This window comes from Methylobacterium ajmalii (assembly GCF_016613415.1).
GTDB lineage: Bacteria > Pseudomonadota > Alphaproteobacteria > Rhizobiales > Beijerinckiaceae > Methylobacterium > Methylobacterium ajmalii.
In genome coordinates, this window is the sequence record NZ_JACWCT010000140.1 from 1 (window position 1) to 8,336 (window position 8,336).

The 8,336-nt window shown below is 68.4% G+C and carries 6 protein-coding genes and 3 pseudogenes; 6 read left to right on the forward strand and 3 right to left on the reverse strand.

The features are described 5' to 3' along the window. The first annotated feature begins 477 nt into the window (after positions 1–477). The 3 genes and pseudogenes from HPY23_RS25800 to HPY23_RS25810 form a co-directional block, all read left to right on the forward strand. Entirely contained in the window at positions 478–783 is a 306-nt protein-coding gene (locus HPY23_RS25800) for a hypothetical protein (protein WP_200602022.1), read from the forward strand. 92 nt (positions 784–875) lie between these two features. Then, positions 876–1,253, forward strand: a complete 378-nt coding sequence (locus tag HPY23_RS25805; protein ID WP_278434602.1) for a FixH family protein — start codon at positions 876–878, stop codon at positions 1,251–1,253. 155 nt (positions 1,254–1,408) lie between these two features. Next, positions 1,409–1,841: pseudogene (locus HPY23_RS25810) on the forward strand (transposase); the annotation flags it as partial. Between the two features lie 42 nt (positions 1,842–1,883). Here the strand turns inward: HPY23_RS25810 and HPY23_RS25815 are convergent. Next, the gene (locus HPY23_RS25815) at positions 1,884–3,548 is read right to left on the reverse strand and encodes an IS1182 family transposase (protein ID WP_099957598.1); all 1,665 of its coding nucleotides are present in this window, start codon (positions 3,546–3,548) and stop codon (positions 1,884–1,886) included. Positions 3,549–3,673: 125 nt separating this feature from the next. Between HPY23_RS25815 and HPY23_RS25820 the strand changes: the two are divergent. Beyond that, a pseudogene (locus HPY23_RS25820) lies at positions 3,674–3,823 on the forward strand (IS481 family transposase); the annotation flags it as partial. A 116-nt stretch (positions 3,824–3,939) separates the two neighbouring features. After that, positions 3,940–4,311, forward strand: coding sequence for a MerR family DNA-binding protein (locus HPY23_RS25825; RefSeq protein ID WP_099957611.1), 372 nt, complete (start codon positions 3,940–3,942; stop codon positions 4,309–4,311). A gap of 21 nt (positions 4,312–4,332) precedes the next feature. Here HPY23_RS25825 and HPY23_RS25830 read toward each other — a convergent pair whose 3' ends face one another. Together HPY23_RS25830 and HPY23_RS25835 are read right to left on the reverse strand one after the other, a co-directional pair. Continuing rightward, positions 4,333–7,302: a Tn3 family transposase gene (locus HPY23_RS25830; RefSeq protein WP_200602021.1), complete on the reverse strand. Its 2,970-nt coding sequence runs from the start codon at positions 7,300–7,302 to the stop codon at positions 4,333–4,335. 201 nt (positions 7,303–7,503) lie between these two features. After that, positions 7,504–8,112 (reverse strand): annotated as a pseudogene (locus HPY23_RS25835) (IS3 family transposase); the annotation flags it as partial. A 55-nt stretch (positions 8,113–8,167) separates the two neighbouring features. Between HPY23_RS25835 and HPY23_RS25840 the strand changes: the two are divergent. Further along, on the forward strand, positions 8,168–8,336 hold a 169-nt coding region (locus HPY23_RS25840), incomplete at its 3' end, for a transposase (RefSeq protein ID WP_200649695.1).

Consider the following 8,336-nt stretch of genomic DNA (forward strand, 5'->3'; position numbering starts at 1 on the left):
GTGCTGACAGAACGATCCAGGTCCACACGCGTCAGAACAGACGCCCGAGCCCGCGCGCCATCAGCCCAAAACACGCCGCAAGCCACTGCCCGGTGAATAAGACGGGCTAAAACATCACGGCACAGGGCGCCGGTAGCGGCGTCCGTTGCCGCGGCCGGGCTTTCGTGTCCTCGGCCTACTCAAGTAAGCGCAGGCGACAAGCCCTCACAGACTCGTTGCCCAGCCGGCCATTCCGATGCCGCCGCGGTCGGCGTTGATCGTCCGGCTTTACGACGGCTTGGCGAGGCGTGAGGGGACGCGTCTCTTGGTCGAGTTCGGAGCACAGTCCGAGAAGGCCACGCATCGGCGTGCCGATGTTCGATCCCGGCGATGTCGGGAAGGCGCCGGGCATCCCGCACATCCGGATGTAACGAAAAGATTTTGAGCTCCGAACTCATGAGCAATGGCACTGAAGCAAGGGCGCTCCCTCAAAGGACGGTGGACAAGATCATGAAACCTTTCGGTGGCATTGCTCTCGTAACATTGGCCTTCGTGGGCACGGCATCGGCCGCGCCCAGTTGGCAGACGCGGACCGGTCCGCGCCTCCAAGCATCATATCTCAAGCCCGCCCTGCGTGATCCGGAGATGACGGGGAGCCTCGCGGGCAGCCCGAACCGCACGCGCGTCTTGCGCGACGTCCAGGGACGAGACTTCCGCAGCAGCACGCGCGGCAACGCGCAGTTCCCGGAGCGCCCGCCAGCTCAGCAAAACCTCGGCGGCACTGCCGGCGGCCCTGAGTTTTGAGCACCCCACCTCGCACGCCACCGCTGGCCGCAGCACCTGCTGCGGCCGCCCCCACGTGGCGGCGCCTCCCATTATGGCGCACTCTCGCGCTGGTGCTGCTTCTCATGGGCGCTGGCGTCGCCGTCGCGTCGTCCTTGAGCCGCGCCGCTTCGGACCATTATGCCTTCGAGCTCGTCGAGCGTGAGGTGAAGCAGGGTTACGGCACGACCATCCTGGTCCGGCTCGTCGACGAGCGCACCGGCAAGGTGGTTCCGGACGCGGTCCTGTTCATCAGCCGGATCGACATGTCGCCTGACGGGATGGGCCAGATGGCGGCCCCGCTGGAGCTTCAGGCCGATACACTGCCCGGCTACTACCGTTTCGAGACCGATCTTTCGATGCAGGGCGCCTGGGCGCTCACCCTCGCCGCAAAGATCCCCGGCCTTGCGGACCCGGTCCAACGCAGGCTCGTCCTGCAGGCAGTGCAATGATGCATCAGAACACGCCCTTTCACGACTTCGAGGAGTTCGAGACCGCCCCTGGTGGCGGTGGTCGGGCGAGATGGATCACGGGCATCACCTGATCCTCCCCTGTTTTAGTTTTTTAGTGGCTGTCGCGGACCGGCGCGACGCGCGCCGAGGGTACCAGAGCAGAACCAAATCGCGTCTCCGAAGCAGCTGGCCTAGATCCTGGGGCAACCCGTCGCGACACTGCCGCCCCGCGCCACGGACGATCTCGCTCGTATCCGGCAGGATGCCGAGGCAGCACGCGTGGCCGATCTGGCGCAGCGGTTCACGATGCTGGTGCGCGCCTGCGGCCTGGGCGGCGACCGACCGGCGGATGCGGTCGGCGAACTCGACAGATGGCTCTTGGAGACGCGGAGCTGTGGCGTCGCGGCGCTGGCGACCTTCGCAGCCGGCTTGGTGCAGGATAGGGCGGCCGTTCGGGCGGCGCTGACGACGTCCTGGAGCAACGCGCAGGCGGAAGGGCAGATCAGTCGGCTGAAGATGCTCAAACGCACCATGTACGGCCGCGCCAGCTTCGCACTCCTCCGTCGCCACGTCCTCCTCGCTGCCTGATCCACGCAAAGTGATATTGGTGGCGAATTCGGCACAGCTCAGTCAGGCCGCGAGTTGATGCAGCCGCGCAAAGGCTGAGTGCCGTGTTCGCGCCTTTGGTTCGTCTGCCAGCCACCGCAGCAAGCGTGCCAAGTTCATCGCGGCTGCCGTCATCAGGTGGGCAAGGTGCGTCTTCGCGTGCCCAAAGTACGGCGTTCGTCGGAGCCGAGATGACCGCACACCCTGGGCAATCGTGCCTTCGACGCCGGCCCGCCGCGCGTATTCGGCTGCGAAATCCGCGGTCTGCTCCCGCGCCCGCCCGACGCGCAAAGCCTCGTGTTGCGCCTCTGGGCGGATCGTGATCGCCCGGCGTGCAGTGCTCGCGCGCGTGCACTGCGGCCGGAGCGGGCACGCTCGGCAGTCGCTGGGGGCGAACTTGATCTTGATCACCGGCGTCGTGCCGCGGGCGAGCGCCGGCGTCCAGCTCTGGCTTCGCTTGCCGGCTGGACACGTTGCCCGCTGCTGAACGAAGTCGATGGCGAAGTCCCGTGCGGCGAACCCAGCGCCGGCCCGCGCCTGCCACTGTCGGTCGCCGCGCGTCGGGCCAATCAGGTCGACCCCGTAGCGTTCCTGGGCGTCGACGAACAGCGCCGCATTCACAAAGCCGGTGTCGGCAATGTGGGTCTTGGGCAGCAGGCCCCGTGCAGCGAGCGCCGCGTGGATGGTCGAAGTCGTGGCGTCGTCCGAGACCGCGGCGGTCGTCGTCTCAACGTTGGTGATCAGGTTCGGGGTGCCCTCGTCGCACGTCTCGGTCAGGTGCACCTTGTAGCCGCTCCACACCGTCGCGCCCTTGCTCGCGTAGCGCGCCTCCACGTCGTAGGGCGAGCCGATGTAGCGACCCGACGGCGGCACCTGATCATTCGTCCGCCACTCGACGCGGGCGCCTTCCGGCCCGTGCTCGACCAGGAAGTTCTGCACCCAGACGCGCCGCAGGGTCTCAAGGGCCGCGGCGTCCCGCACAACCGGCGGCGCGCCGTCCGCTGTGGCGAGAGCCAGCAACGTGAAGCCATCGACGCCGGTCTGCACCGCCCACGCCCGGCGCCCAGTCTGGCTCTTGGGCAGCCGAAACTCGCTCGCTCGGAGCTCGTAGCGTTCGGCCCATGTCGGGGTCGTGCACGCGCGCAGCCAGTCGGGCGCCACCGTCGCCAGCGCGTTCAGTGCGTAGCGCAATGTCTCGCCGACGACTTCGAGCCGGCTCATGGTGCGCATCGCCCCGAGGACGTGCGTGGAGTCGCTGCGCTGGCGTCCGCCGCCCTTCAGCAGTCCGCGCTCTCGCGCCAGTTTGAGAGTTGCGTCGAGGAGGCGGCTTTCCGCCCCGTGCGCGAGAAGGCGCGTGCGAAACTCGCTCAGGACAGTGTGGTCGAAGCCAACGTCAGTCAGTTCCAGACACAGCAGGTATTTCCAGTCGATCCGCGTGCGAACCGCGTCGGCGGCCTGCCGATCGGTCAGCCCCTCCATGAACTGCAGGAGCGTCGCGAGCGCGAGTCGGGCCGGTGCCTCTGCGGGCCGTCCCCGGGCCGGGAACAGGTCGGCGAAGTCGCGATCCGCCACGACCCTATACAGGTCGTCGTAGAGGCGCATGACCGGATTGCCATTCGGAAAGATCGCCCGCGCGACCTGCGCGGTCTGGTCAGGCACGACGTACGTGCGCTTCACGTCGAGCGACATCGCCCACCCCTGGCTGGCTTGGGGCTGCATCGTCGCTCAAGCGCATTGCGCGGTCGTCCTCTCATCGCAGGAGGCACGCCGAATTCGCCACCAATATCAAAGTGAGGGAGAACCGTGAAACCGAGGGAGGATCACCGGTCAAGTCAGACCGGGTCGCCGAACGCTTGGACCAGACGCCGCTCAGGGAAACAGTCGAGGCCCTCTTCAATCCGGCCACAGCGCGCATCCGCCACCCGGATTACTGCATCGAGCAGGCCTTGGCCGCAGTGGAATGATCTCCCTAGACCCTATAGCTCACTAGCCCGTCGCCAACGCTGCCAAGGGACCGCTTGACTCCGTACTATGGTACGTACTTTAGGCTCTTGCGGACTTGGTGATGCCAGGACAGCACATGCGGGATCTGACCATTGGAAAGGCGGCGCAGGACGCCGGCGTGGGCGTCGAGACCATCCGCTTCTACGAGCGCCAAGGTCTGATCGAGCAGCCCGTCAAAGGAGCCGGGTATCGGACCTACTCGCCCGAGGTGGTCGGCCGCATCCGCTTCATCCGGCAGGCCCAGAGGATCGGGTTTTCCCTGAAGGAGACGCAGGAACTCCTCGCCCTGCGCGCCAACCCGGCCGCCGATTGCGCCGAGGTGCGAGCCCAGGCCCAGCACAAGATCGCGGAGGTCGACGAAAAGATCTCCGAGCTCCTCCGCGTGCGCGCAGCCCTGGAGGCCGTGGTCGCTTCCTGCCCCGGACGCGGCGGACTTGGGGACCGGTGAGAGGATGGTCGAAAACGTACGCTAAGCGTCGCGGCCTTGCTGGTGGAGGCGGAGCGGCCTGAGCCGTTCGCGGGGCTTGTCGATTTCGGCCCAGAGGTAGTCGCCGGTGAGGCCGACATGCTCCCAGCCCAGCGGGGCGACGTGGGCGAGCCGTTCGTCGGGCACCGCGACGCCGCTGCCGCGCAGATGGCGGACGGCGCGATCGAGATAGACGGTGTTCCACAGCGTGACGGCCGCGGTCACGAGGGTCAGGCCGGAGGCACGATGGCGCTGGTTCTCGAAGGTGCGGTCGCGCAGCTCGCCGAGGCGGTTGAAGAAGATGGCGCGGGCGAGCGCGTTGCGGGCCTCGCCCTTGTTGAGGATGCTGCCGGTCCGGCGCCGCTGGCCGGGATCGTCGAACCAGTCGAGCATGAACAGGGTGCGCTCGACCCGCCCGACCTCGCGCAGCGCACGCGCCACGGGGTTCTGGCGCGGATAGCCCGCGAGCTTGCGCAGCATGACCGAGGCGCTGACGGTGCCGGCCCGGATCGAGGCGGCGAGCCGGAGCGTCTCGTCCCAGTCCGCCTCGATGGCGCGGACGTTGACCGGCCCGGCGACGAGCGGGCGCAGCGTCGGCCACGGGTCGAGCGGCGACAGGCCGTACAGCCGGCGTTCGTTGATATCGCGGATGCGCGGCGCGAAGCGGAAGCCGAGCAGGTGGCACAGGCCGAAGACATGATCGACCGCGCCCGCGGTGTCGGTCGCATGCTCGCGGATGACCAGGTCGCTCTCATGATCGAGCAGGCCGTCGAGGACATGGGCGGCCTCGCCGGCATTGGCGGCGATGACCTTGGTGTGGAACGGCGTGAAGCGGTCGGTGACGTGCGTGTAGAACAGCACACCGGGTTCGGTGCCGTAGCGGGCGTTGCGATCGGCGCGCGCCTCGCCCTGACCGCCGGCGCGGAAGAACTGCCCGTCCGACGACGACGTGTCGCCCGGGCCCCAGACCGCGGCGAGCGGATGCACGGTGTGGCAATCGACGATCGCCGCCAGCGCCGACAGGTAGGTCTCGTCGCGCACATGCCATTCCGCTGTCCAGCGCAGGCGCGGCAGCGTCAGCCCGCGCGAGCTTTCCGCCATGCGCCCGAGGCCCAGGTTGGTCGCGTCGGCGAGGATCGCGCCCATCAGCGCGGCCGGGTCGGAAGCGGGTACGCCGCTGCGGGCATGGACGAAGCGGTCGGCGAACCCCGACCAGGCGGCGACCTCCACCAGCAGGTCGGTGATGCGGACACGCGGCAGCATCGCGTAGAGCTGGCTCTTCAACGCCTCGGCCTCGTCGGCCGGGGAGCGCCGGATGGGTGAGATCAGTAGCTGCCCGCGCTCGATCGTCACGTCGACCAGCCCACCGGCCGCGGCGGCGCGCTCCACCTCGGTCATACGCCGGGCCAGGAGCGTGCGGCGCTCCTCATGCCATTGGGCAAACCCAGGCGACACGGCGAGGCGCAGGTTGCCATCGGCGCGCATCGTCTCGAACGCGGGCACGGGCAGCAGATAATCGTCGAGCGTGCGATAGGCGCGGCTGCCGTCCACCCAGATGCTGCCCGAGGCCAGCCGCTCGCGCAGGTGGACGATCACCGCGATCTCGTAGGCGCGCCGGTCGATCGTCCCTTCGACCGGCTGCACGACCTTGCGCCAGCGCGGCCTGATGAAGCTGGTCGGCACCCGCTTCGGCAGGACCGATCGACCGTCGCGGTACATCGTCCGCAGCGCCTCGATCGCACCGAGAAGCGGATCGCCCGACCGCGCCGTGCGGAAGGTGAAGGCGGCGAGGAAGGTCGGGGCGAACCGCCGCACGGCGGGATAGCGTTCGACCACATCCTCCAGGCCGTCATCGACCGAGCGCGTCAGATCCTCGGCAAAGCGGATGCTGCGTTCCAGCTGATCCCACCCCACTCGGTCGTCGATCGCGCGGAAGGGGTCGCGCCCGCTCGCGCGGGCCTCGACCAGCAGGCGGCCGAGCCGGGCATGGAGGCGGGCCGTGTCCTTCAGCATCCGCGCTTGCCCGAGCAGCCGGTCGGAGCGGGTGCGGTCGGCACGGCGGAACAGCGCGCCCACCATCTTCTCGACCATGACCAGGGCGGCGTCGGTCAGCGCCGCCTCCATCTCGATCATGGAGGCGACGAGCATGGCGAACCGACGAGGACGTTCGAGGCGGCGCAGGTGCTGGGCGGTGACGAGGCCGGCGGTGCGCGCGATGACGGCGTAGCGGGCGGCATGGATGCGGCGTGCCCCGTCCGCCGCGATCCCGATGGCGCGCACCGCGTCGAGCCGTTCGACGATCCCCTTCAGGTTGGCAGCCGACGGCGCCTCCGGCCACTCCCGTATCCAGCCGAGCCGGGTGCGGCCGTCGTCGTCCGAGGCGATCAGGCGATCGAGCGCCGCTTGCTGCTCGGCCGGGCAGTCTCGGATCAGCCCGGCATGGGCGGCCTTGCGCGCCCGGGTCCGTACGATGAGCGCCAGCCGTTCCAGCGTCGATGCGGCCGGCAGCACGATCCGGCCCAGCCGCAGCCGATCGACCATGCCGGCGACGATCGTCTCGCCCCGGTCGGTCGAGGCGGCGATCTCCGACCCCACCGCCAGCATCGATCGCACGTCCGCCCGCTCGAAGGCGCGCAGGCCGAGCCAGGCTTCGATCTCGGCGCGATGCTCGCGCAGCGTCGTCGGGCGGGCGGCATAGCTGGCGAAGTCGGTGGCATCGCATCCGATCTGACCGGCGAGCAACTCCAGCATCGCGTCGGGCACCGCCTCACCCGCCACCAGTGCGCGTCCGGGATGACGGAGGTAGCAGAGCTGCACCGCATGGCCGATCCGGTTCGGACCTCGCCGACGCCGTGCCACCTGCACGAGGTCGGCGGGACCGAGGGTGTAGAGTCGTTCGATCGTCGCGTGATCGGCAGGCGGGTCGAAGATCGCGGCGCGCTGCGCCGGTGACAAGATAGTCTTGGCCGGCATCCGCTTCCCATCCGTCACGAAACAGGAATGCGGGCCTGTTCACGGAGCGTAGACCACAAGACGGGTTGTGTGACATCATGCTGACCGATCGGCGGGCAATGCCGCTCCGTCACGCAGACGGACGTATGAATGACGACCGTGATCGGCTACGCCCGGGTGTCCAAGGCTGATCAGCCCCCACGAGGTGGCCCGAGTGGAATGTTAGTGGACCGTGGGCCTTTTCACCACGGGTAGCTTGGCCGGCGGAGCCGGTCGGGTGAGCGCAGCCGGCCAAGCGGTTAAGGCTGGCACGAACACCTCCGGGGCCGGCGGGCGGTAGCCCAGCGAGGCGTGCGGCCGAACCCCATTGTAGTGTCTCCTCCAGCTCTCGATCAGGATCTGCGCCTCCCGCAGAGAGTAGAAGATCTCCCCATTCAGCAACTCGTCCCGCAACCTCGCGTTGAAGCTCTCAATGTAGCCGTTCTCCCACGGTGAGCCAGGCGTGATGTAGGCCGTCTTTGCGCCCACGGCGGTGATCCACTTCTGCACAGATTGGGCGATGAACTCCGGTCCATTGTCAGAGCGAACGTGCGCAGGTACGCCACGCAGGATGAACAAGTCCGAGAGCACATCAATCACGTCCGGTGCCTTGAGCTTGCGGGCCACCCGGATCGCCAGGCACTCGCGGGTGAACTCGTCGATGACGTTCAGCAGGCGGACCTTGCGCCCGTCATGCGTGCGCGCCTCGACGAAGTCGTAGGACCAGACATGATCGCGGTGCTCGGGCCGCAGCCGGACACAGGAGCCATCCCCGTCCCACAACCGACCCTGGGATTGCCCCGGATCGGTGGACACCGAGAGCGCTTTCGCGTGAGGTGTGTTTGCCATGCCGAGAACCCGTCCCCCGTACCCGGCGGAGGTCCGCCGCCAGATGGTCGAGTTGGTCCGCGCCGGACGCGATCCGACCGACCTCGCCCGTGAGTTCGAGCCGTCGGCCCAAGCCATCCGCAACTGGGTGGCCGATGCCGACCAACTGGAAGGCCGCCGGGAGGTGA